Origin of the sequence: Streptomyces sp. NPDC014882 (assembly GCF_043081325.1) — a bacterium.
In the GTDB taxonomy this organism is placed as follows: Bacteria; Actinomycetota; Actinomycetes; order Streptomycetales; family Streptomycetaceae; genus Streptomyces.
Map to the genome: position 1 here is coordinate 86709 of NZ_JBIBWL010000022.1, position 22589 is coordinate 109297.

Here is a 22589-nt window from a genome sequence, read left to right on the forward strand (position 1 = left end):
AGAGGACGAGGCAGGGAATGGAGACTCGCGTACTGCTTGTTCAGCAAGGAGTCTGGGGGAATTCCGCGGCCTCCATGCCGCTGGCGATCGGCTACCTCAAGGCCTACGCCGAGGCGGACGACCGCATCCGGCGCCGTATGGACATCTCCATCAGGAACTACCCGGGCGACGCCGGCCTGAACGCCATGGCCCGGGACCTGATACGGGACGGCTGCCCCGACATCCTCTGCTTCTCCGTCCTCGGCTGGAACTTCCGCGCCTTCGGCACCCTCGCGGAGACGTTCAAGCAGATGAACCCGCAGGGCTGGGTCGTCTTCGGCGGCAACCACGTGGCCCACCAGGCCGAACGGGTCCTCCGCATGTTCCCCCAGGTCGACGTGGTGGTGAACGGCGAGGGAGAGCTGATCTTCCGGGACCTGCTGAACGGCTACCTCGACGGCGCCCGGCGCGGCGAGCTCCACGAGATCAGCGGCATCTCTTTCCGCGAGGCCGACGGGAACCTGGTCACCACCGCCGAACGGGAGCGCATCCAGGACCTCGAGATCCTGCCGTCCCCCATTCTGACCGGGGCGGTACCGCTGGTCGACGAAAAGGGTCGTTTCCCCTACGACTACGCGTTGATGGAGACGAACCGCGGATGCCCTTACAAGTGCGCCTTCTGTTATTGGGGAGGCGCCACCGGGCAGAAGATGCGGGCGTTCTCCCGGGAGCGGCTGCGTGAGGAACTCGAACTGCTGGGACGGCACGGCGCGGAAATACTGATGCTCGCCGACTCCAACTTCGGGCTCCTGCGCGAGGACGAGGAATTCCTGGACGATCTCCTCCGGGTGCGCCGCAAATACGGGTTCCCGAAGAGACTCGAAACCTCCTGGGCCAAGAACAAGTCTCCCGGTTTCTACCGCATCATGGAGAAGATGAAGCAGTCCGGGATGCACAGTGCCTTCATCCTCGCCCTGCAGACGATGGATGATTCCGTGCTGGATCTCATGCGCCGCCGGAACATGAAGCTGAACGACTGGGAAAGCCTGGTCGCCTGGCTGACCGACCACGGGATCACACCGTATCTGGAACTGATCTGGGGGGCACCGGGCGAGACGGTCGCCTCGTTCCTGGACGGTTATGACCGGGCGGCACAACACACGCCGTTCATCGCGGTCCACCCGCTGATGCTGCTGCCGAACACCGAATACCACGACAAGCGCGAACAGCACGGACTGGTGACCGTGCGCGGCGAGCAGGACGACTTCGACTACGTGCTCGCCCACAAGACGATGACGCTCGCGGACAACGAGCGCATGCTCCGCTTCATCTGCTGGAACCGGGTCCTGGCCCGGAGTCTGTTCCTGCACAACATCTGGGTCGCCCTGCGCACGCTCGCCGGCGTCCCCCAGTCGCAGGTGCTCCTCAGCTTCTCCGACTGGATCGAGGGGAGCGAGGACCCCGAGGCCAGGGCACTGCACGCGGTGGCCAGGCCGACGAGCTCCGCCAGTGAACTCGTCGACCCCAACGTCTGGCGGCTGCTCACCAAGCGGCTGCTGCGGCAGTGGTGGGAGGAGGCCATGCGTCCCACGCTGCCCGAGCACCTGCTGCCGGTCCTCGACGAGGTGTTCCGCTACGACCTGCTGTGCCAGCCGGTCCGCCCGCTGCCCGACGGATCGGGTCCCGAGGAGGACCTCCCGGTCGTCACCAAGTACGGCGAGAGCTGGTACCTGCGCAGCGACACGGAATTCACCCACCCCGTGCCCCGGCTGATCGCCGCGCTGCGGCGCGGGGAGACGGTGAGCATGGAGCCGGAGCGCCACACCGCGGACTTCTACTACCGGACCGAGTTCGGCGGTGACCTCCAGCACTACTTCCGCATGGACCGCTTCCGCGGGCTGACCGAGCAGCAGCTCGACGAACAGTTCACCAAGGTTTGACCGAGATCCTTCACCACGGGAGACAAGAGACGATGGACCGCGCCGAGCTGATTCGGGACCTCCACGAGATCGCAGCGGGCATGACCAAGGGCGAGCACCGGCCGGCACCCCAGGAGGGCGACGCCAGCCTCGTGGACCAGTACGGGTTCAGCTCCCTCGACGCCCTGGAGTACCTGCTGATCCTCGAGGAGAAGTTCGATGTCGTCTTCGAGGACGAGGACCTGACGGAGGAGACGCTCTTCTCCATCGAGGGCCTCGCCACCTACATCCTCCAGCAGAGGGCCGGCGAGAGCCGCTCCCTGACGTGACGGCCATGACACCGGCGGCCGCGCGGCCGGGGGAAGCACCCGGGGAGGTGGCGGTCAGCGTGGTCGTTCCGACCCGCGACCGGACCACCCGGCTCCTGCTCACCCTGACGGCCCTGGGACACCAGACCCTGGACCGTGAGCGGTTCGAGGTCGTCCTGGTCGACGACGCACCGGAGCGCGGTGCGGTGGAACAGGTGCTGTCCGCCCTTCCCGCGGGCCTGCCGGTCCGGCAGGCCACCACGGGCGGGCGCGGGGTGGCCTGCGCGCGCAACACCGGGGCCCGGCTGGCGCGCGGGGAGCTCCTGCTCTTCCTCGACGACGACACCATGGCCGCACCGGGACTCCTGGAGGCGCATCTCGCGGCCCACCGGGGGGCCGGTGCCACCGTGGTGCACGGCACCGTCACCGACCTGTCCGCGTTCGCGCTGACGCCCGAACCCCGGCCCCTGCGGACGGCCCTGACCGGTGCCCGCGGCCGCACGGTCGAGCCCGCCACCGTCGCCGACCTCGGCTCCGCCGTCCCCCTGCTCGGGCCGCGCCGCTCGTTCATCGAGAGGACCGCCCGGCAGGTGACGCGGTCGCCCGAGTACGCCCCGCTGCGCTGGCTGAGCTGCATCGGCACCAGCACCAGCGTCCGGCGCACGGTGTTCGAAGGGGTCGGCGGCTTCGACGAGCACTACGGACGGCTGTGGGGCGGCGAGGACCTCGAACTGGGACTGCGGCTCGCCGCCGCGGGCGCCGCCTTCGAACTGCTCGACGAGACCGCGTACCACCTGCCGACGGCCCGCCGGGACACCGGCGACCTCCTGCCGAGGTTCTGGCGGCGGGTCGCCGACCGGCACGGCGACCCGCGCCTCGCGGACGTCGGTCCCTTCCTCGCCGGCCGGCTCTCCCTCGACGAACTGGCCGCGCGGCTCGGTTCCGCGGACCGTGCCCTGTCACCCGGAACGGCGGTGTCATGACGCACCCGAAGGCAGGCGCGGTGATCGTGGGCGGTACGGCGCCGCGGTCGCTGGACGGTCTCCGCTCCCGGCGGGACCTGTCCGTCCTCGCCGCCGGAGATTCCCTGTCCGCCGCCTTCGTCGACGTGCTGTCCGCGGCGCTGGACCGCCTGCCCGCCGCCCTGCGCGGCGGTGTGCCCGTGGTCATGGCGGCCACGGACTACTGCGTGTCGGCCACCTCCCAGTACGTCGGCCGGTGCGTGGAGGCGGAGGCGGGGGGCCGCAGGCTGCGGCCGTCCGAGGCCATGACCCCGGAGCCGGCGCAGCTGATCCAGGAGCTGGCGGAGGCCAGTGGCTGGAACGGGACGGGCCATGTGCTGATCAGCCCGCGCGCGGCCACCCTGCAGGCGGTGCGCTGGGCGTGGGGCGCCGTCTCCGCGGGGCTGCACGAGGCGATGGTCGTGTGCGAGGTCGTACGGGCCGCGCACGAGGACGGCTACCGGGTCGCGGCCGTCCCGGTGACCGCCGCCGACGGCGCCCGCGCACCCCGGACCGGCGGACCCGGCGGACCCGGCGGACCCGGCGGACCCGGCGGATCGTCCGTGGTCGTCTCCGGCACCGGCCTGGTCACGGCCTTCGGTGACGGGGGGACCGCGTTCTGGCAGGGCCTGCTGGACGGACGGCGAGAACTGTCCGAGCTGACCCGGTTCGACACGTCCCGCTTCCGCAGCAGGACGGTGTGCCAGACGCGGGTGGAGGCGCCGCCCGGGCGTCCGGCGCGCCGTGCCCTGCTGGAGCGGGCGCGCGCGGAGGCGCTGCGGGAGGCAGGACTCGACGAGCTGCCGGGCCGGACCCTGCTGGTGTCGGCCGGGGTGGTCCCGCACCTCCCGCGGGTCGGCGACGCCCCCCGGATCGACGAGATCGCGGTGGAGCCCGACTGGGACGGAGACGGATCGGGTGTCGCCCCGCCGGACGCGGTGCTGATGGCCCACGCCTGCGCGTCGGGCGCCTTCGGGCTGGCCATGGCACGCGAATGGCTGCTGTGCGGCCTGGCGGACACGGCCGTCGTCACCGGGGTGTCGTCCCTCAACCCCTACGACTACGCCTGCCTCGACGTGCTGCGCGCGACGAGCACGACCGTCGCCCGCCCGTTCGACGAGGACCGCTCCGGCGTGACCGTCGGGGAGGGCGCCGGGGTGATCGTGCTGGAGACCGCCGAGCGCGCGGCGGCCCGCGGACGGACGCCCCTGGCGACGCTCAGCGGGATCTCCTGCCGGGTGGCGGGGCAGGGCACCAGCCGGCTCGACGCGCACATCGGCGCCGCGTGCATACGCGACGCGCTGGCCATGGCCGGCCTCACCACCGTCGACTACGTCCACGGTCACGCCCCCGGCACCCGGCAGGGCGACGAGGCCGAGCTGCTGGCGCTGGACCAGGTCGGCGCCGAGCACGACTGGCGGGGCGTCCCGGTCAGTTCGTACAAGGGGGCGGCCGGCCATCTGCTGCACGCCTCGGTGTTCCCCGGTGTCGTGGCGGCGGTCCGGGCCCTGCGTCATCAGGTGCTTCCGGGAACCCCCGGGCTGCGCAAGCCCCTCGACGCGCGGCATGTGCGGGTGCTGCGCGATCCGGAGCCCTGTGACGGGATCCGTTCCGTGCTGGTGAACAACTTCGGGTTCGGCGGCAACAACGCCGCGTTCCTCCTGACGGGGGGCGCGGCCGGGCTCAGGGAGTGGAGTACGGATGGCTGACGCGGTGCTGATGACACCACGGGAGATCCTCACCGGGTTCTCCAGTGTCAACAACCAGAACGTCCTGATCAACGACGAGGAGTACCTCCGCCTGGACCCGGCGATGCGCCTCTTCTACGAGAAGGTCCGGGAGAACCTGGGGGTGGCCTGCATCGCCGGTCACCTGAGGTCGTGCGGCTACTCGGTGCGGGCGCTCAACCTGCACGGGCGCAACCCCAGCGACGAGGTGATCACCGACCTGATCCGGCGTGAGCGGCCCAAGTTCGTCGGGATCAGCATCATGTACGACCTGCACATCGTCGACGCGGTGCGGTTGCTGCGCTGCGTCCGCGAGGCGGACCCCTCGGTGTTCGTGGCGATCGGCGGCGCGTTCTGCACGTACAACGCCAAGCTCATCGCCGAGCGGATCCCGGAGGCCGACTGCGTGGCCTTCGGCGAGGGCGAGCTGACGGTCGAAGGCCTGATGGAGTGCCTGGCGGCCGGCCGCGACTGGCGGGGCGTGCCCGGACTGTGGTTCTGGCAGGAGGGCCGGGTCCGCAGCAGCGGCCCGCCCAAGCTCCCCGACCTCGCCCACGAGCCCTGGCCGGCCCGGGACCTGCTCGTGCACCACCGCAAGAACGGCATCCCCACACCGGTGGCGTCGACCTACACGAGCCGCGGCTGCCACGCCAAGTGCACCTTCTGCTACGTGCCCCGGGCGCCGGGGGTCGTGACGGGCAACGCCTGGCGGGTCCGCTCGCCGGTCGACGTCGTGGACGAGATCGAGTACCTGCAACGGGACTTCGGCACCCGGTTCCTGTGGTTCAACGACGACAACTTCGGCGGCGCCTTCCAGGACGGCTACCACCACGCCGTCGGCTTCGCCGAGGAGATCCTCCGCCGCAACCTGGACATCTCCTTCCACTGCGAGTTCCGCGTCGACACCGGCCTCGTCGACCGGGAGGCCCTGCACACCCTGCGCAGGGCCGGCATGGCCTCCGCGCTGCTCGGCATGGAGACCGGGGCCCCGGGGATGGCCAAGCGGTTCCGCAAGGGAACCATGGTGGAGTACAACTTCGACGCCGCCCGCCTGTTCAAGAAGGAGGGCATCGAGCTCGAACCCGGCTGGATCATGGTCGAACCGGGCACGACCCTGGACGAGCTCTGGGAGAACCTGAAGTTCATCGTGGCCGCCGACATCGCCGTGAGCGAGAACCCGTTCTCCTTCATCAGCCGCGCCATCGCACTGCGCGGCACGGAGATGTACGACAAGATCGCCGACCCGACCCCTCCGGAACTCCCGGGCGTCGAGGGACCGGCCAGGGACGTCCTGCTGGAGGCCCGCCGGGAGTACCGCATCCCGGACTCGCGGGTCGAGGACGTGTGGGCGGCCTGGAGCAAGGTGAGCGCGGAGGTCGCCGACCGCAAGGAGGAGCTGCCTTTCGTCGCCCAGATCATCGTCGACGCCACCAGGGCGCGCAGGTCCCGGGGGGAGCAGGGGCTGCGCCCGCTGCTGAGCCGGCTGCGCGGGTGGGCCGACGGCCTGCCGGACCTGCTGGTGGCCTTCCTCAACGTCGGGCTGCTCCTCGCGGACGAGAACCCGCCGCGGCTCGCCGAGCGGCTCGAGGCCGAGCTGCGCACGCTGGTCGACGCCTACGACCGCAGGGTCCTGGGCGAGTCCTACCAGGTGTTCGTCGAAGAGACCAGGAGGCTGTGCGGAGAGCAGGCCATGGCCGGCTGACCGGCCGGTGTCGGGACGCGCACGTGAAGACGAGAGAGGAGACCGGTCATGGCGGATGTGGTCCTGCTGACCCCCCGGGAGATCCCCACCGGCGCCGCGAGCCTGAACAACCAGAACGTCCTGATCAACGACGAGGAGTACCTGTCCCTGGATCCGGCGATGCGGCTGTTCTACAAGCGGGTCCGGGAGAACCTGGGGGTGGCCTGCATCGCCGGTCACCTGAGGTCGTGCGGCTACTCGGTGCGGGCGCTGAACCTGCACGGGCGCAACCCCAGCGACGAGGCCATCATCGACCTGATCCGGCGTGAGCGGCCCAAGTTCGTCGGGATCAGCATCATGTACGACCTGCACATCGTCGACGCGGTGCGGCTGCTGCGCTGCGTCCGTGAGGCCGACCCCTCGGTGTTCGTGGCGATCGGCGGCGCGTTCTGCACGTACAACGCCAAGCTCATCGCCGAGCGGATCCCGGAGGCCGACTGCGTGGCCTTCGGCGAGGGCGAGCTGACCGTGGAAGGCCTGATGGAGTGCCTGGCGGCCGGCCGCGACTGGCGGGGCGTGCCCGGACTGTGGTTCTGGCAGGAGGGCCGGGTCCGCAGCAGCGGCCCGCCCAAACTCCCCGACCTCGCCCACGAGCCCTGGCCGGCCCGGGACCTGCTCGTGCACCACCGCAAGAACGGCATCCCCACACCGCGCGCGTCCACGTACACCAGCCGCGGCTGCCACGCCAAGTGCACCTTCTGCTACGCGCCGCGGCAGCCCGGAGTGGTGGACGGGCCCTGGCGGGTGCGGCCGGTGGAGGACGCGGTCGACGAGATCGAGTACCTGCAACGGGACTTCGGCACCCGGTTCCTGTGGTTCAACGACGACAACTTCGGCGGCGCCTTCCAGGACGGCTACCACCACGCCGTCGGCTTCGCCGAGGAGATCCTCCGCCGCGACCTGAAGATCACCTTCCACTGCGAGTTCCGCGTCGACACCGGCCTCATCGACCGGGAGGCCCTGCGCACCCTGCGCAGGGCCGGCATGGACCTGGCCCTCCTCGGCATGGAGAGCGGGTCGCCCGGCATGATGAAGCGGTTCCGCAAGGGGACCACCGTCGAGTACAACTTCGACGCCGCCCGCCTGTTCAAGCAGGAGGGCATCGAGCTCGAACCCGGCTGGATCATGATCGAACCGGGCACGACCCTGGACGAGCTCTGGGAGAACCTGAAGTTCATCGTGGCCGCCCGGGTGCACGAGAGCGAGAACCCGTTCTTCCTGATCAACCGGGCCATCGCGCTGCGCGGAACCGAGATCTACGACAAGGCCACGCGGTACGAGGAGCCGGACATCCCCGGGGTGGAGGGCGCCGCCTGGGAGGTGCTACGGCACGCCCGCCGCGACTACCGCGTCGAGGACGAGCGGGTGGAACACCTGTGGACGGCCTGGAGCCGGGTCTCCTCGGAGATCAACGACCGCAAGGAGAACGAGGTCCCGTTCCTCGCGCAGAGCATCGCGGACGCCGTCCGGGCCCGGCGCGGCACCGGCGCCGAGTCCCTGCGCCCCCTGCTGGGCCGGCTGCGCCGCTGGGACCAGGGGCTCGCCGGGCTGCTGATCGCCTTCCTCAACGCGGGGCTGCTGCTCGCGGACGAGAACCCGCCCGGACTCGCCGACCGGCTGGAGACCGAACTGCGCGCCATGATCACCGCGTACGACCGCGAACACCTCGGCCACGCCTTCCCCGACTTCGTCGTCGAGACGGCGAGGGCGTGCGGCGAGCACGCCCTCGCCCAGGTGAGGGGCTGAGGCGATGGCCCGCGAGCGCATCCGGTTCGCGGCCGTGGGCTGCGGCAGGGTCTTCCAGCGCTACCACCTGCCCTGCGCCGACGAACGGGACGCCATGGAGCTGGTGGGTCTGGTCGACGCCGACGTCGAACGGGCCCGGTCGCTGGCGGCGGACCGTCCGCGGGTGTGGACCGGCACCTCCGTCGACCGCCTCATCCACGAGACGCGGCCGGACCTGATCAGTGTCTGTACGCCCAACGACGCCCACGCCGAGCCGGTGCTGGCGGCGCTGGACGCCGGGATCGCGGTGCTGTGCGAGAAGCCCCTCGCCGCCACGGTGGAGGAGGCGCGGCGGATGGCGGCCCATCCGGCGGCCGAGAAGCTGCTGGGGGTGAACATGCCCTTCCGTTCCCATCCGCTGCTGGAAGCGTTCGCCGACGCGGCACGGCCCGGCGCGCAACGCGTCGACTTCTCCTTCGCCACCCCCGGCAACAGGGTGTGGCGGGCCTGCACGCCCTGGTACGGCGACGCGCGACGGGCCGGCGGCGGCGCGCTCATGGACCTCGGGCCGCACGCCCTCGACCTGCTCATGACGGTCTTCGGACCGCCGGACGTGGAAGCCTGCGAGGTGGACGCGCCGGGCGTGGAGGAGCGGGTCCGGCTGGACCTGTCGTTCGGGGGCGTGCCGGCGACGCTGCGCATCGACCGGGCCGCGCGCCGGCTGGAGACCTCGGTCACCGTCACCACCGCGGACGGTGACCACGTCCTGGACCTGCGCCGCAACGAACTGCGCCGGGCGGACGGCACGGTCGAATCGGCCGGGCAGAGACCCGAACTCACCGCGATATCCGCCTACTTCGACCTGATGACGGGCGCTCCCGCCCCGCATCCGAAGGTGACCGCCCGGGACGCCCTGGAGGTCCAGCTCGTCGTGGAGTCGGCCTACCGGCGCGCCAGGACCGCGACGGCACCCCTGTCGCAGGGCGGGTGACGGGCGGTCATCGGAGGAAGCGGGCCACTTCGGCGCAGAAACGCTCTGGTTCGGTGCGATGCACGTAGTGGCCCGCGTCGATGGCCAGCAGCCGTCCCCGGGGCACCCTCCCGGCGACCTCGGCCAGCAGGGAGCGCGGGACCGGGCTGGACAGTCCGCCGCTGATCACCAGCGTCTCGGCGGTGACGTCGGCGAGCCGCCGCCACCACACGGGGTCCGCCTTCCGGAGGCCGTCGATGACGGGGCGTACCGCGGCGCCGTCCAGCTCCCCGGCCCGGCGCAGCTCGCGGAACTCCTGGTACAGCGAGATGACGTGTGCCTGTCCGCCGGCCGCTCCGGACCGCGCCCGCAGCTCCGCCTCCGCCGCCGCGTCCCGTGGCGGCGGAGGCGTGTCCTCGATCACCAGCCTGCGGACCCGTGAGGGATGGCGCTGGGCGACGAGCCAGGCCACGTGACCCCCCATGGAGTGGCCCACCAGGTCCACCTCGGCCAGGCGGTGCCGGTCCAGCAGGGACAGCACGTCCCGGTACATCAGCTCGAAGGTGTACGCGTCCGCCCGGGGGCTGCGCCCGTGTCCGCGAAGGTCCGGTACGACCAGCCGGTGTCCCCGGGGCAGCAGCGCGGAGACGAGCCGGTCCCAGCTCCGTCCGGTGTTCCCCAGCGCGTGGAGCAGAACCGCCGGTCTCCCCGCCGGATCACCGGTGACCCGGCAGTTCAGCGGCAGCGGTGCCTCGCTCGTCCCACCCCGGCCCGGCGTCCGATCCACGTCACGCAGCACCCCGTGATGCTATCCGCCGGGGGCCGTGGCAGACAGGGGCCGAGAGCGGGGCCCGGCCGGCCGTGCGCGGGTTTCGGCCGGTCGGCCGGGGCGTCCGCCCGGCCGGCCGATCCGTCCTTCAGGAGCGTGAACTGGTCACGAGGTAGTCCACGATGGCCGTGACCGTCTGCTGGTGCCAGACCAGGTTGGCCGGCAGCTTGCGCTCCAGCAGCCGTTCCAGGCGGCGGCGGATGACGATCGCCATCACGGAGTCCAGGCCCGTCTTCAGCAGCGACCGGTCGGGGTCGAGTTCGGCCGGGTCCAGCTTCATCTCGCTGACGATGACGGAGACCGTCTGCTCGTGCAGCAGAGCCCGCAGCGCCTCCTCCGACAGTTCCTCGGACGGCCGGGCCCCGGCCGCCCCCTCCCGCGCCGGCCCCGCCGGGTCCTCGTCGGCGAGGTCGCGCAGCAGACCCGTACGGCGGACCCCGTCCGGGAGCGGCACGGTGCGCAGCACCGCGAGGGACGCGGCGCCGGTCCGGCCGGCGAGGTCCCAGGCGGCGAAGGCCTCGGGTGCCGTGATGTCACCGACGCCGTGTGCCTGGAGTTCGGCGTCCACCGCCGCGTTGGCCCCCATGCCCATGCCCCGCCAGGACGTCCACGCCAGGCTCATGCTGCCGACGGCGCCGAGGGTGTGGTCGTACCCGGCCATGGCGTCGAGGAAGGCGTTGGCCGACGCGTAGGCGGCCTGGCCGGTGAGGCCCAGGTACTGTCCGCACGACGAGAAGTGGACCAGGAAGTCCAGGGTCCCCGGCGGGAACAGCCGGTGCAGGGTCAGGGCACCGCCGGCCTTCGGCCGCATCACCGCCGCCAGGGCGTCGGCGTCGAGCCGGTCGACCAGTTGGTCCTGCAGCACGCCGGCCGCGTGCACCACCCCGCGGACCGGGGGCATGCCCAGCGCGTCCGGGGTCAGGGCGGCGGCCGCCGCCTCGGTGTCGGACAGGTCCAGGGACAGCACCCGTACGGTCGCCCCGAGGTCCTCGAGCCCGCGGACGGTCGCGACGCGGCGGGCCTGGACCTCGTCGGTGACGGCGTCCCACTCCGAACGGGGCGGCAGGGCACCGCGTCCGGCAAGCACGAGGCGGCGTGCGCCCCGCTCCACCAGCCATCGGGCGATCTCCCCGCCCAGGCTGCCCAGACCGCCCGTGACGAGATAGGTGCCGTCCTGCCGGCAGCGCAGCGGGGCGCGGTCCGCATCCGCACCCGCACCCGCGGAGCGGACCAGCCGGTTCGCCCAGGCCTTGCCGTCACGGACGGCGACGACGTCCTCGCCCGGGTTCGCGGCGACCACGCGCAGCGCGGCGACCAGGTCGTCCCCGGTGGGCCGTGGGCCGAGATCGACCGTGCCGCCCCACAGTCCGGGGTGCTCGCCCCCGACGACCCGGCCGAGACCCCACCGGGCCGCCTGGGCCACCGCCTCCAGCCGGTCCGCCTCGCGGACACCGCGGGTCAGTGACCAGAGCCGCGCCGTACCGGGTGGCCACGCGCCCAGCCGCCGCGCCGCCGACGCGAGCTGCCACGCCTCGCGCACGGCACGGTCCGCGGCCTCGGTCTCCTTGGCCGGACGGTCCGTCAGGGGCAGCAGGAGCACGTCCACGGGACCGGGGACCTGCCCGCGCAGGCCGTCGAGACCGTCCGGATCCTCCACCGCCAGGCACGGGATCCCGTGCTCGTCGGCCGTGGCCCGCAGTGCCGCCGTCAGCTCCCCGTCCGCGCCGACCAGCACCAGGGGCCGGTGCGGGCGGGGGGCGCCGGAGCCGTCGAGGGGAAGGGGCTTCCAGTCCGTCCGGAACAGCAGTTCCCCGGGCGGGGCCGAACGCGCCCCGGCCTCGCCGTCCGCGTACCGGACCCCGGCCAGCACGGCCACGGTCCGTTCGTCCTCCGCCGTGATCCGCACACCCACCGATCCCCCGCTGTCGGCGTGCGCCTCGAGGCGGGCGCGGGACGGGGGCTCGCCCGTGGTCCACACGCGGCCGACGCCGGCCACCACCCGTAGCGCGGCGGGTCCGGGGAAGGCCACGGCCGCCATGGACAGCGCGGCGTCGAACAGCGGGGCCCATGTCGCCGGGGCGGACGCCGGCTCGTCGGCCGTGACGACGTCCGCGCGCAGCCCGTCCGGGACCCGCTCCAGGCGGTCCACGCGCCAGGGGAAGGCCATGCTCGGCACGCCGACCGACGCGAGGTCGGTGGTGATCCGGTCGGGGGGCAGCGCCGTCCCCGGTCCGGCCGCGGCCGGCGGAAGGGGTGGCGGCGAGGCGTCGCCGGACACGGACGCCACCGCGTGGGTCAGTGACGACCGCTCGTCCCCGTCCGGCCCGTCCGGCCCGTCCGGCCCGTCCGCGCCCGGATCGCCGGGACCCGGCTCCTTCGGGCCGGCGGTCCGGGACAGCAGGCGGATCACGCCGTCCTGCGCGGTCACGTCGACGTCCTGGGCCGTGGACAGGGTCAGCGGCAGCTCGAACGACACGTCGGAGAGACCGCCCGTCCCCCGGCTCCCCCCGGCCGCGTCCAGGAAGGTCTGGAGGACGACGGCCGCCGGGACGATCTCCACGCCGTGAATGGTGTGGCTGCCCGGGTACGGCCGGGACTCCGGGTCGACGCGGGTGCGCCAGAGGTCCAGCGGCGTGGTGCCGGCCAGCGTGGTACGCGGCCCCAGCAGGGTGCGGCTCGCCGGGTCGTGCCGCCCCCGGTCGGCCCGGTGGACCGGCAGGTCGCGCCAGTACCGCTGGCGCCGCCAGCTGCGGACCGGCAGCGACAGGGGCCGCGCGCCCGGGGCGGAGGGCCAGTCGAGGGGGACGCCGTGGCAGTACAGCAGTCCCGCGTTCAGCAGCAGGTGTTCCCGCTCCCCCGTGTCGCGGCGCAGGGAGGCGGCGAGACAGTGCCGGTCGGCCCCGACCGTGTCCAGCGTCTCCTGCACGGAGTGCCGGACTACCGGATGGGCCGACACCTCCAGGAAGGTGCGGAACCCGTCCTCGGCCGCCGCGGCCACGGCGCCGGACAGCCGTACCGGGCTGCGCAGGTTGGCCGCCCAGTAGGCGCCGTCGCGGACGGCAGCGTCGCGCGGGTCGTCCAGCGCGGTGCTGTAGACGGGGATGCGGGGGGCGTGCACGGTGAGGTCGGCCGCGGCCTCGGCGAGCTCCTTCATCAGGGGCTCCATCTGCGGGCTGTGGAAGGCCACGTCACTGTCGACGCGGCGCACCAGCAGGGACGGGTCCGCGGTCAGCTCCCGGGCGAGGGCGTCGATCTCCGCGACCGCGCCGGCCACCACGGTCGTGGTGGGCGAGGCGAGGACCGCCGGCACCACGGCGTCGGTGCCGCCGAGCCGTGCCGCGGCCTCGTCGGCGGGCAGACCGATCATCAGCATGCCGCCCGCGCCGGCCACCCGCCGCAGCAGGACACTGCGCCGGCACACCAGCCGGGCGCCGTCCTCCGGCGACAGGATCCCCGCCGTCGCGGCGGCCGCGATCTCCCCCATGGAGTGGCCGACGACGGCCGCGGGCCGGACCCCGAGCGACCGCCAGACGGCGGCCAGGCCCATCTGCACCGCGTAGATCATCGTCTGGGCCACGTCCACGCGGGTGACGTCGCCGTCCTCGATCAGATCCCGGGCCGTCGTGCCGAACTCCTCGGCGAAGACCGGCCCGATCCGGTCGATCATCTCGGCGAAGGCGGTGTCCGTGGCCAGCAGTTCGCGGCCCATGCCCGGCCACTGGGCGCCGGTCCCGGAGAAGACCCACACCACCTTGTCCGGGCCCCCGTCCGCCACCGTGCCGTCGGCGAGGCCGGGCGCCGGGTCACCGGCGGCGAAGCGGCGCAGCCCGTCCCCCAGCTCCGCGCGGTCGGCGGCGACGACGGCGACCCGGTGTTCCAGGTGGCTGCGCCGGGTTCCCAGGTGCTGCGCGAGGGAGGCGAGCGGAACGCCCGCGCCCGGCCCGTCCAGCCAGTCGGCGAGCCGGGCGGCGTCCTCCCGGACGGCCGCCCCGGACCGGCCGGAGAGCGGGAACAGGCGGGGCGGCGCCGGGGCGGCCCCGGACGCGGCGGACGGCTCGCGCCGTGCGGGCACCTCCCGCGCGGCCGGCGGTGCGCCCTCCAGGACCGTCCGCGCGTCCTCGGGGACCGCCGGTGCCTCCTCCGGAACCGTCGGTACGTCCTGCGCGGACGCCGGTGCCTCCTCCAGGACGACGTGGGCGATGGTGCCGCCGTAGCCGAAGCTGGAGACACCCGCTCGGCGGGTACGCTCCCCCCGGCGCCACGGGGTGCGCTCCCGCGTCACCCGCAGCCGTGACTCCGCCCAGGGAATGCGCGGGTTGGGGGTGGAGAAGTGCACGCTGGGCGGGATCTCCTCATGGACGAGCGCGAGGATCGTCTTGATCATCCCGGCGATCCCCGAGCCGGCCTCCAGGTGCCCGATGTTGCCCTTCACCGAGCCGATGAGGCACGGGCGGTCCGCCGGCCGGCCCGCGCCGAAGACCGCGGCGAGCGCACCGGCCTCCAGCGGGTCGCCCGCGACGGTTCCGGTGCCGTGGGCCTCGACGTAGTCGACGGTCTCCGGAGCGATGCCGCACCGCGCGTACGTCCTGCGCAGCAGGTCCGCCTGGGCCTCGCCGTTGGGCGCCATGATGCCGGCGGTCCGGCCGTCCTGGCTCACCCCGCTGCCGCGGATCACCGCCAGGACCCGGTCCCCCGCCCGCTCGGCGTCCGAGAGGCGCTTCAGGACGAGGACGCCCGCCCCCTCGCCCCGGCCGTAGCCGTCCGCCGAGGCGTCGAACGGTTTGCTGCGGCCGTCCGGCGAGGTGGCGCCCGCACGGGCCAGGGTGACCGAGAGGCCGGGCGCGACCATGAGGTTCACGCCCGCGGCCAGCGCCACGTCGGACTCCCCGGAGAGCAGGCTCCGGCACGCCAGGTGGACTCCGACCAGGGAGGCGGAGCACGCGGTGTCCACGGCGAGGCTGGGGCCGCGCAGGTCGAGGCTGTGGGAGATGCGGTTGGCGGTGGCGCACAGGGCCGCGCCGATACCGGACCAGGGCTCGATGCGGGCGAGGTCCTCCAGCAGCCGGCGCCCGTAGTCGTCCGAACCGACGCCCACGAAGACCCCGCAGTCGGTGCCGCCCAGACCGAGGGGCGGGATCCCCGCGTGTTCCAGGGCCTCCCACGCCAGTTCCAGCAGCAGCCGCTGCTGGGGGTCCATCAGTTCGGCCTCGCGCGGCGCGATCCCGAAGAACTCCGCGTCGAAACCGGCGATGTCGGCGAGGAAGCCGCCACGGGTCGGGGTCTCCCGCACGACGGCCGCGTGCCCGTGCCCGGTGTCCGCGTACGGAGCCCAGCGCTCCGCTCCGTCGCCGATGCCGTCCCGGCCCTGGACGAGGAGGTCCCAGAAGGCGTCGGGGGAGTCGGCGTCGCCGGGGAACCGGCAGCTCAGCCCGACGACCGCGACGGGCTCCCCCGGCCCGCCTGCCTGCCCCCGCGGGGCCACCGGGCTCGTCACACCGGGCTCCCCTCGGCGTCCGTGGCGCGCCGGGCGGGAGGCTCCAGCAGCGTGACCACGGCCGCGGTGATCATGAGTCCGGGGCCGGCGCTCAGCAGCAGGAGGTGGTCGCCGGCGTCCACCTGCCCGTCCTCGACGAGGTGGTTGAGCTGCAGCCCGACATCGGCGGCGCCCGCGTGGCCGACGTCGCGGAAGAAGTCGACCGCGCCCAGCGACGCGTCCAGGCCCATCGGCCGCAGATGGCTGTCCAGGAAGTCCGTGGTGCCCGCCCCGAGATGGAGCACCTTCGACAGGTCCGCGACGGCGATCCCCGCCTCGCCCGTCACCTGCTCGACCAGCTTGGCGCCGCTCGCGCCGTACTCCTGGCCGATCTCGGACGCCTTCGGGCCCAGTTCCTCGACCATCGCCTCCAGGTGCTCGTTCATGTCGAGCGCGCGCCCGGCGGTGACCGCCGGGGGGAAGATCGGCTCGTGCCCGCGGTTGAGGATCTCGTACTGGGGCAGCGACACCGACTCGACGGAGCGCAGCGCGGCCCAGCCGGACCGCTTCGACAGGACGACCGCCGCGGCCGCGTCGGCGAGCACCGCGTCACGGTGGGCGTGCCACCGGTCGACCGAGGGGGCGCCGAAGTTGTCCGCGCTGCTCACCACGGCGCCGGTGCGGGACGGCGCGCACAGCAGGTACTGGGTGGCCATCTCCAGGGCGGCGAGGAACGCGTTGCACCCCTGCTCCACCGTCAGCGCCGGGACGCGGGAGCCGAGGGTGGAGCGCAGGATGTAGTGCGGTGCCGACCAGCCGTCGGGGCCCTGGTGGTACGCACAGGAGTGGACGAGGATGTCGATGTCCTCGGGGCCGAGGCCCGAGCGGTCCACCGCCTGCCGGACGGCCGCCACCGCCATGTCCGGCGCGGAGGTGCCGTCGGCCACGGCGATGTTCCGCCACCCGCAGGACTCCATCCGCTCCCGGTCGTACACGCCGCGCCGGACCGCCTCCTCCACGCTCACCCTGGGCGGAATGAACGCCCCGGTCCCTGCCAGGAAGATGTTCTCTGTTCTCACTCTCACATGTCCTCACTGACCGGTCCGGGGCCTGATGACCTTCCCGGTCTCGGTGGTCGGCAGTTCCGCCCTGGAGGCGAAGGCGTGGGGGACCCAGGAGGGCGACAGCCGCTCCCGGCAGAAGCGCTCCAGCTTGTCGAGGTCGACCGTGTCAGGCGTCACCGTCGCGCTGATCCGCTGTCCCAGGACGGGATCGTCCACACCGGACACCAGACAGGTGGCGACGTCCGGGAAGGCGAGCAGGACGGCTTCGATCTCCTCGGGGCTGACCTTGGCGCCCGCGACGTTGATGCTGGTGGACAGGCGCCCGGCGAGGACGAGGTCCCGTCCTTCCCAGCGGGCCAGGTCGCCGGTGGTGAACCCGTCCCGCAGCGGGGTCGCGTCGACTGCCCCGCCCTCGGCGTACCCGAGCATCATCGACGGCGACCTGACGGTCACCAGTCCCGTCACGGCGTCGCCGGCACCGCCCCCGGCCCCGGCCCCGCCCCCGGTCCCGGGGACCGGGGAGAGTTCGACCCGCACACCGGGCAGGGGGGCGCCGGGCCCGGAGACACCGGGCCGCCACGGGGCGGGGCGGCTCACACAGATCGGTCCGGTCTCCGTGGTGCCGTAGACCTGGCCGACGTGCCCGCCGAGCCGGGTCGCGACCAGTTCGGCGGTGTGCGCGTCCAGCGCCATTCCGGCGGAGAGGAAACCGATCGCGGGGCCGTCGTGCGGGCGGGTGCGGGCGGCCTTGGCGAGCAGCCGCAGCATGGGGGGCACACCGACGAACAACGTCACGTCCCCGGCGGCGAGTTCGCGCAGCAGCAGGCGCGGCTTGTCCGGCGTCGTACAGCGCACGGGCGCGCCCGCCAGGGTCGCGGCGAGGGCGCACAGGCCGAAGCCGTACGCGTGCTGGAGGGGTACGGGGCAGAGCAACCGGCTCTCCGGCCCCAGCCCCAGAGCCGTACGGTAGTGCTCCGCCTCGGCCAGCAGAGCGGCGGCGGAGCGCAGCGCGACCTGGGGGTACCCGGTGGTGCCCGACGTGATCTGCGCCGTCGCCGCCTCCTCGAAGGCGGGCCGGCGGGCTCCTTCCCGGCCGACGCTCAGGATCCTTCCCCCCCAGTCCGCGGCCGTGACCGGGAAGGCCGGCGACGAGGCCGGGGCCGAGAGGAAGTCGAGCGGACAGCGTTCCTGGATCCGCTGGAGCTCCCACGGCGTCAGCCGGCGCGAGAGCGGCACCGCGACCGCGCCGGTGGAGATGATCGCGAACACGTCGCCGACGAACTCGGCCGCGGGCCAGGCGACGGTTCCCACCAGGGTGCCCGGCCCGACGCCGGCCTCCCGCAGGGCACGGGCCCTGGCGTCGACGCGCTCGGCCAACTGCGCCGCGCTGGTGGTCCCGGAGCCGTCGCTGATCAGCGGCGCGTCCCCGGCACGGGCGCCCCGGGCGCGCAGCAGGGAGAGCAGCTCCGCACGCGCGGCGGTCATCCGAGACCGGTCAGTGCGCGCCGCAGCGACCCCACCGCCTTGTCCAGGACGTCCCCGGTGTGCGCGGTGCTCAGGAACCACGGCTCCAGCGGGTTCGGGTGGAAGTAGACGCCCTCCTGCTGGGCGAGGGTCTGGAAGCGGCGGTGCCGGGAGAAGTCGACGGCCTCGGCGAGGTCGCGCAGGGTGTCGGCCTTCTCCAGCGGTTTCCTGAGCAGGGCCACGCACATCAGGGTGCCGACCCGGTTGATGTGCACGGGCCGCTTCTCCGCGGCGAAGACCTCGCGCACGGCGTCCTCCGCGCCGGCGCCGATGGCCTCGAGCTCCTCGTAGAGGCCGGACAGCGCGCGGATCTTGGTCAGTACGGTGACGACCGCGCGCAGGGCCGCGTGGTTCCCGGCGTAGACGCCCGCGTGGTGCGCCTCGTTCGTGGCGAGCATCCGCATCGCGGCCTTCCGCCCGCCGAAGGCGGCGACCGGGAACCCCCCGCCCATGACCTTGGACAGGACCGTGAGGTCGGGCTCGACGCCGTACAACTCCTGCGCCCCGCCCCGGGCGACCCGGAAACCGGTGATCACCTCGTCGAAGATCAGCATCGCGCCGCTGCGCGCGGTCAGGTCGCGCAGCAGCTGGAGGAAGCCGGGTACCGGGGGGATCACCCCGGCGTTGACCAGAACCGGTTCCAGGACGACGGCCGCGATCCGGTCACCGTCGCGCGCGAAGAGCTCCTCGACGGCCTCGGCGTCGTTCCACGGCAGCTGCGCGGTGTGGGCGAGGGCCTCGGGGATCATGCCGGGCGCGCCCGCGACGACGTCCGTCGGCCGGGTGCCCTGGATCCGGAGCGTGGTCTTGCCCGCGCGCAGGACGGTCTCGCTCCAGCCGTGGTAGTGGCCTTCGAAGGTGACCACCAGGGAGCGGCCCGTGGTGGCGCGCGCCAGCCGCAGCGCGGAGGCGACCGCCTCCGTGCCGGAGTTGGCGAACCTGACCTGCTCCACGCCCGGCACCAGTTCGGCCACCAGGGATCCGGCCTCGGCGTCCAGTTCGTGCGGCAGGCCGGTCATGTGGCCCTTGGCGAACTGGTCGGCCACGGCCTCGGCCACGTCGCGGTCGGCATAACCGAAGAGATGCGGACCGTAACCCATGTTGAAGTCCACGGTCTCGCCGTCCTCGACATCGCGGATCAGGCAGCCTTCGGCACGCCGCACGACCAGGGGCACGGGGATGGCCGCCGCACGCATGCTGCTGCTGACACCACCGGCTATGACCTCTTTGATGTCCTCCAGAAAATCAGCATTCGTCCGACGTCCGGCGTCCATGGCACCCACTGAAATCCTCCAGCTTCGTCGGCCTGATCCGGCACCACAGAATGCCCCAGGGATTTCGGGCCCGACAGCGGGCGTTGCCGGAATGGCCGGATCACGGGGGGTGTTCGGCCTGTCTTGGATGGCAGTATCGGACGGGCTGATCGGCACGCGCCGCGGAGGGGGAATGTGATGTCGTCTCGGGGCGTCGCCGTGGTCACGGGGGCGGGCTCGGGCCTCGGGGCCGCCATCGCCGTACGGCTGGCCGCCACCCACGACCTGGTGCTGACCCATCTGACCCGGGACACCGGGCTCGCCGACACCGCCGACCAGGCGTCGGCGGCCGGCGCGGACGTCGTCGCCACCGTGGTCGGGGACCTCGCACGCGAGGAGACCGTGGACCGTCTCGGACAGGCCATGGACTCCTGCGGACCGAGACTGGACGTCCTGGTCTGCAACGCCGGGGCGTACACGTACACCCCCTGGCAGGACACCACGTGGGACGACGTGCGCTCGGCCGTGGACGTCAATCTCCTGGCGCACATCGCCTGCGTCCGTGCCGCCACACCCCATTTGGTGGCGCGCGGAACCGGCCGGATCGTGGCCGTTTCCACGGTGCTCACGCGGATCGGGCGCGTGGAACTCGCCCCGTACATCGCGGCGAAAGGGGGCCTGGAGGCATTCGTTCGCGCCCTGGCCCGCGAACTCGGCCCGCACGGCATTACCGTGAATTCCGTCAGACCGGGTCCGATCGAACTGAGTCCCGAGCAGAGATCCCACCCGGATTACCCCTCCTGGCGGCAACGGGAATTCGCCCGGCAATGCATCAAACGGCATGGGTCCCCCGAGGACGTGGCCGCGGCTGTTACGTTTCTGACTTCTCCCGGAGCCGGTTTCATCACGGGCCAGAGTCTGACCGTCGACGGCGGCTGGGATCTCCACTGACCTGCCCGCGCAGGCCGAGCCGAGGGACCATGACGCGCATGGCGCACGAACAGGAACAGCACTCCACCACCCGGGTACTGCTGGTGCGGCACGCCCAGTCGCACGCCAGCGTGAAGAAGCTGATCGCCGGGTCCGGCACCTGTCCCGGTCTCACGGAGCAGGGGCGGGAACAGGCCGCCCGGCTCTCGGCACGGCTGGCGGCCGAGCCACCGCGGCCGCACGCGCTGCTGACCAGCCCGGTGCCCAGAGCCCGCGAGACCGCCGAGATCCTGGCGAGCGGGCTGGAGTTCGGGGCACCGGTCGTCGAGGCGGAGGCGCGGGAACTCGACTTCGGGGCGGCCGACGGTCTCTCCGTCGACGAGTACCGGCGTGCGTACGGGGCGTTCGACATGACCGCCCGTCCCGACCGCCCGTTCGCCCCCGGCGGTGAGACCTGGAACCGGTTCCGGGCCCGGGCCGGCCGGGTCGTCGGCGACCTGGTCTCCCGCCACCGGGGCGGAACGGTCCTCGTGGTGTGCCACGCCGGGCTCATCGTCGCGGTGATGTCCGCGCTGCTGGACGTCGTCCCGCCCGTGCTGTTCACGGACTCGACACCCGCCGCGACGTCGATCAACGAGTTCGTCCACGACGGTTCGCGGTGGCGCCTGCTCCGGTTCGACGACGCGCGGCACCTCGACACGGCCGTACGAGGAGAGCGGCACCTCGACGTGACCGGGTAACGGAAACGGCACCTCGGCGGGGCCGTACGAGGACGGCGGCACCTCGTCCCGGCCGTACGAGGACAGCCGGTCCGTCCGGCCGGCGACCGCCCCGGAAGCGGACGGCGGCGCCCCGGTCCGCCGACGGGCGGACCCGATTCACTGCTGCGGGCCGCGTTTGCGTTCCATCATGTGGCGGCCCAGCTCCTTCTTCCGCTTCCAGCTCCGCAGGATCTCCGCGTTCAGCCGCGCGTCGCTCCGGGCGGCGATCCGCTCGTTCTCGCGGAGCAGCTTGTGGTAGTTCTCCAGCCGCCGCAGGGGCAACTCGCCCTCCTCGACCGCCGCGAGCACGGCGCACCCGGGCTCCGTGCGGTGCGAGCAGTCGGGGAAACGGCAGTCCCGGGCGAGGGACTCCACATCGGTGAAGGCCTGGGCGACGCCGTCGTCGGCCTCCCACAGTCCCACCCCGCGCAGCCCCGGGGTGTCGATCAGGACACCGCCGCCCGGCAACGGCAGGAGGTCGCGGGCCGTCGTCGTGTGCCGCCCCTTGCCGTCACTGTCCCGCGTGGCGTCGACGCACTGCGCGTCCGCTCCCGTGAGCGCGTTGACGAGGGTGGACTTGCCGGCACCGGACCGGCCGAGGAGAGCCGCGGTGCCGTCGACGAGGGCCACGAGGGCGTCCATGCCCTGCCCCGTGGCCGCGCTGACGGACAGCACGCGCGCTCCGGGGGCCACCCTCTCGGTGTCCTCGACGAGATGGGACAGCGTCACCGGGTCGGGAACCAGATCGGCCTTCGTGAGGACCACCACCGGCTGCCCGCCGCTCTCCCAGGCCAGGGAGAGGAAACGCTCGACGCGCCCGAGATCCAGCTCGTCGGCGAGCGAGACGGCGATGAGCACCTGGTCGACGTTGGCGGCCAGGACCTGGCCGTGGGAGCGCTGCGAGGAGACGGCACGCACGAACGCCGTGCGCCGCGGCAGCAGCGCCCGGACGACCCCCTGGTCCGGGTCGAGCGCCACCCAGTCCCCGGTGCAGGGGGTGAGCAGGGGATCGGAGGAGGCCACGGGCCCTGTGCCCGCCCGAACGGTCGTCACCCGCCCGTCCTCGGCGGCGGTGACGGTCTCGCAGCTCCCGCGGTCGACCCGCGCCACACGGCCGGGCCGGAGGCCGTCGGCCTCGTGGGGGGCGAAGGCGGTGGCCCACGCGTCGTTCCAGCCGTACCGGTGGAGCGGGTGGGAGGCAGTGGACGCGGTCAAGCTCGTCCCTCCAGAGGGGTGTGAGGGCAGCGGAACCGGCGAAGGGGGCGTGCACCGGCCGCTCGGGCCCGCAGTCTAGGGCGTGTTTCGAAAGTAGCGTCGTCTGCCCGAAGGGCAGGCCCGGCGGCGTCTGGTGCGTGCGATCGCAAGGCGGAGGGTCGCCCCGATAC

Annotated in this window: 15 protein-coding genes; 9 read left to right on the forward strand and 6 right to left on the reverse strand. The window is 73.1% G+C overall.

Translation table 11 applies throughout. The features are described 5' to 3' along the window. Positions 1–17 precede the first annotated feature (17 nt). The 7 genes from ACF09K_RS33185 to ACF09K_RS33215 are packed head-to-tail and all read left to right on the forward strand — an operon-like array spanning position 18 to position 9391. Positions 18–1919 (forward strand): KedN5 family methylcobalamin-dependent radical SAM C-methyltransferase, encoded by a 1902-nt coding sequence (locus ACF09K_RS33185; protein WP_392249051.1) that lies wholly within the window; start codon positions 18–20, stop codon positions 1917–1919. Continuing rightward, positions 1916–2227 (forward strand): acyl carrier protein, encoded by a 312-nt coding sequence (locus ACF09K_RS33190; RefSeq protein WP_392249052.1) that lies wholly within the window; start codon positions 1916–1918, stop codon positions 2225–2227. Before ACF09K_RS33185 ends, ACF09K_RS33190 begins: the two co-directional genes overlap by 4 nt. A 59-nt stretch (positions 2228–2286) precedes the next feature. After that, entirely contained in the window at positions 2287–3189 is a 903-nt protein-coding gene (locus ACF09K_RS33195; protein WP_392249053.1) for a glycosyltransferase, read from the forward strand. Further along, the gene (locus ACF09K_RS33200; RefSeq protein ID WP_392249054.1) at positions 3186–4916 is read left to right on the forward strand and encodes a beta-ketoacyl synthase N-terminal-like domain-containing protein; all 1731 of its coding nucleotides are present in this window, start codon (positions 3186–3188) and stop codon (positions 4914–4916) included. Before ACF09K_RS33195 ends, ACF09K_RS33200 begins: the two co-directional genes overlap by 4 nt. Then, positions 4909–6636: a B12-binding domain-containing radical SAM protein gene (locus tag ACF09K_RS33205; RefSeq protein ID WP_392249055.1), complete on the forward strand. Its 1728-nt coding sequence runs from the start codon at positions 4909–4911 to the stop codon at positions 6634–6636. Before ACF09K_RS33200 ends, ACF09K_RS33205 begins: the two co-directional genes overlap by 8 nt. A gap of 48 nt (positions 6637–6684) precedes the next feature. Next, positions 6685–8421 (forward strand): B12-binding domain-containing radical SAM protein, encoded by a 1737-nt coding sequence (locus ACF09K_RS33210; protein ID WP_392249056.1) that lies wholly within the window; start codon positions 6685–6687, stop codon positions 8419–8421. 4 nt (positions 8422–8425) lie between these two features. Beyond that, positions 8426–9391, forward strand: a complete 966-nt coding sequence (locus ACF09K_RS33215; RefSeq protein WP_392249057.1) for a Gfo/Idh/MocA family protein — start codon at positions 8426–8428, stop codon at positions 9389–9391. Positions 9392–9398: 7 nt separating this feature from the next. Here ACF09K_RS33215 and ACF09K_RS33220 read toward each other — a convergent pair whose 3' ends face one another. From ACF09K_RS33220 to ACF09K_RS33240, 5 genes are all read right to left on the reverse strand, one after another. Beyond that, positions 9399–10169 (reverse strand): alpha/beta fold hydrolase, encoded by a 771-nt coding sequence (locus tag ACF09K_RS33220; protein ID WP_392249058.1) that lies wholly within the window; start codon positions 10167–10169, stop codon positions 9399–9401. A gap of 118 nt (positions 10170–10287) precedes the next feature. Next, the gene (locus ACF09K_RS33225; RefSeq protein WP_392249059.1) at positions 10288–15693 is read right to left on the reverse strand and encodes a type I polyketide synthase; all 5406 of its coding nucleotides are present in this window, start codon (positions 15691–15693) and stop codon (positions 10288–10290) included. Continuing rightward, positions 15690–16751, reverse strand: coding sequence for a ketoacyl-ACP synthase III family protein (locus tag ACF09K_RS33230; protein ID WP_392249060.1), 1062 nt, complete (start codon positions 16749–16751; stop codon positions 15690–15692). Before ACF09K_RS33230 ends, ACF09K_RS33225 begins: the two co-directional genes overlap by 4 nt. Positions 16752–16763: 12 nt before the next feature. Further along, positions 16764–18221, reverse strand: a complete 1458-nt coding sequence (locus ACF09K_RS33235; protein ID WP_392249061.1) for a class I adenylate-forming enzyme family protein — start codon at positions 18219–18221, stop codon at positions 16764–16766. Beyond that, positions 18218–19534, reverse strand: coding sequence for an aspartate aminotransferase family protein (locus ACF09K_RS33240; RefSeq protein ID WP_392249062.1), 1317 nt, complete (start codon positions 19532–19534; stop codon positions 18218–18220). Before ACF09K_RS33240 ends, ACF09K_RS33235 begins: the two co-directional genes overlap by 4 nt. Before the next feature lie 177 nt (positions 19535–19711). Between ACF09K_RS33240 and ACF09K_RS33245 the strand changes: the two genes are divergently transcribed. Together ACF09K_RS33245 and ACF09K_RS33250 are read left to right on the forward strand one after the other, a co-directional pair. Then, positions 19712–20464 (forward strand): SDR family NAD(P)-dependent oxidoreductase, encoded by a 753-nt coding sequence (locus ACF09K_RS33245; RefSeq protein WP_392249063.1) that lies wholly within the window; start codon positions 19712–19714, stop codon positions 20462–20464. 38 nt (positions 20465–20502) lie between these two features. Then, positions 20503–21183 (forward strand): histidine phosphatase family protein, encoded by a 681-nt coding sequence (locus ACF09K_RS33250; protein ID WP_392249064.1) that lies wholly within the window; start codon positions 20503–20505, stop codon positions 21181–21183. 138 nt (positions 21184–21321) lie between these two features. Here the strand turns inward: ACF09K_RS33250 and rsgA are convergent, their stop codons facing one another. Continuing rightward, positions 21322–22419 carry a ribosome small subunit-dependent GTPase A gene (gene rsgA / locus ACF09K_RS33255; RefSeq protein ID WP_392249065.1) on the reverse strand — a complete coding sequence of 366 codons (1098 nt, stop codon included), beginning with the start codon at positions 22417–22419 and terminating at the stop codon, positions 21322–21324. Positions 22420–22589 lie beyond the last annotated feature (170 nt).